The following is a 2,024-nucleotide window of genomic DNA, read 5'->3' as shown; positions in this document are numbered from 1 at the left end:
TGATTGGGCCGCAGCACGCCGCGCCACAGGGTGTTCAGCCGCGGGTGGGGCGCTTGGGCCAGGCGGCGCAGCACGCCCAGCAGGTGGCGGGTGATGTCGGTGGCCTGTTTCGGCACGAACTGGTCGATCAGGCCATTGTTGAAGGCCTGGATGGCGATCTGCTCGTCGGCCTGGCCGGTCAGCAGCACGCGCGCGCCCGGCCAGTCGAGCAGGGTGTTGAGCACCGTCAGGCCGTCGGTGCCGGGCATGGCGTAGTCGACCACACAGACCTGGGCCAGGTGGTAGCGCTCGGGGCGGCTGGCCCAATAGCGCAGGACCTGGGGAATGAGGGGCTGTCCCTGGCGCCAGCGGTCGATCATCTGCAATTGCAGGGCGGCGTCGGCCTCCCAGTGCGCGGGCTCGGCCTGCATGCGGGCCAGGAACCCGGACGGCCGGGAGTAGAGCTCCACCTGGGTCTGGGCGGGCACCACCATGCCGAGCATTTCGAGGTAGTCCGGGTCGTCGTCCAGGAAGAGGACGCCGCCTGGGCGCTGGAAGAGGGAGAGGGTCAGAGCCATTGGGATTGGGCGGTGGCGGCGGGCCGAACGGGCGCCGTGGCGGTCAGGGGCAGGTCGATCATGAAGACGGCGCCCAGTCCGGGTTCGGAGTGCACGCTGAGGCGGCCGCGCGCGGCCTCGACCACGTTCTTGCAGAAGGTGAGGCCCAGTCCGTTGCCTGCGCCGGCCTGCGAGGAATAAAAAGGTTCGAAGATGCGATTCTGCAACTCGTGCGAGATGCCGACGCCGTCGTCCGAGACGGCGATGCGGCCCTTGCCGTGATGGATGCCCACGTCGACCCGCAAATCGCCCGGTTGCGGCGCGTGGCTGGCGGCCGCCAAGGCGTGCAGGGCGTTCTTCAGCAGGTTGATCACCACCTGGGCGAACAGCGAGCGCGAACCGAGGAAGCAGAAGTCCTGCTGCACCTGCACGCGCACGCAGTCGCGCTCGCGCGAGCTGCGGTAGGGGTAGTTGGCCACCACCTCCTGCACCAGCTCGGCCGCCTGGATGGTGCTTTGTTCGCGGGGCAGGCGCAGCAGCTGGGCGTTGGAGATCTGGGTGTCGATCTGGCGGTTCATGCTGCGCACCAGGTTTTGCAGCCGCGTGGCCAGTTCCTCGAACTTCTTCCGCTTGGCGTCGCTCACGTCGTGCTGCGAGAGGTTGCGCAGCACGTCGCCCATCAGGTTCACGGTGGCCAGGGGGGTGCGCAGTTCATGCGCCATCACGCCCATGGTGGAGAGGGTATTGAGCAGCCGGGCGCGGCGCAGGTTGGCGCTGGAGATGCCCAGCATCAGGCCCATGGTCCAGGCGAAGGCGATCACGACCACGTTGGCCAGGGGCTGCTCCGGACCCACGGGGCTGGCGCCCATGAGGTGCGCCGAGTACAGCCCCGCCGCACCGCCGGTGAGCAGGCCCAGCGTGGCCAGGCGCCAGTCGGTGGCGTGGTAATAGATGAGGACCATGGCCGCAACGCTGCCCAGCCAGGCGGGGTTGCCGCCGTTCATGGCGTACATCCAGGTGAAGAACCACGGCAGCTGGATCCAGGTGGCCAGGCTGAACAGGCGCCCGCTGGCGGCCGAGGTCGGGTCGCGGCGCAGGCTGGGCATGAGGTAGATGAGCGCCGTGAACGCCATCAGGAGCCGGGCCAGCGGGTTCTCGTAGGGCTGGGGCACGGCGTGCGCCCAGATCCAGTAGATCAGCAGGTGCCCGCTGAACGTGAAGAAGCCGATCCACACCAGCCGGCGCGGCGATGGGTGCAAAATGGGCTCCAGCGGCGTGTGCACGACTTCGTCGAGCAACCACTGCCGCCACCTTGCCCACCCGCTTTTCCACTGCAACCGGTTCAGCCGCAATATGGTCTCCTGTCCTGACTGGCCTCTCGCGGGCGTCGCCTCCGACGCCCGGGTTGCGCGCATTCTGCAACCTCGCGAGGCCTCGCGCCCATGACACTCCCTGTCAACTTTGACAGTGTCGGCGTCGACAGCATCC

2 protein-coding genes are annotated in these 2,024 nt (G+C 68.3%); both read right to left on the bottom strand.

Going from position 1 to position 2,024, the window contains the following annotated elements; translation table 11 throughout:
- On the bottom strand, positions 1-557 hold a 557-nt coding region (locus tag BGO22_RS12795), incomplete at its 3' end, for a response regulator (RefSeq protein ID WP_502686458.1).
- Positions 548-1,834, bottom strand: a complete 1,287-nt coding sequence (locus BGO22_RS12790) for a sensor histidine kinase (protein WP_254668096.1) — start codon at positions 1,832-1,834, stop codon at positions 548-550. The genes BGO22_RS12790 and BGO22_RS12795, both read right to left, overlap by 10 nt.
- Between the last annotated feature and the right edge of the window lie 190 nt (positions 1,835-2,024).

It is taken from the genome of Hydrogenophaga sp. 70-12 (assembly GCF_001897365.1).
Taxonomy (GTDB): Bacteria; Pseudomonadota; Gammaproteobacteria; order Burkholderiales; family Burkholderiaceae_C; genus Hydrogenophaga; species Hydrogenophaga borbori.
This window is presented reverse-complemented; position numbering and strand designations above follow the sequence as displayed.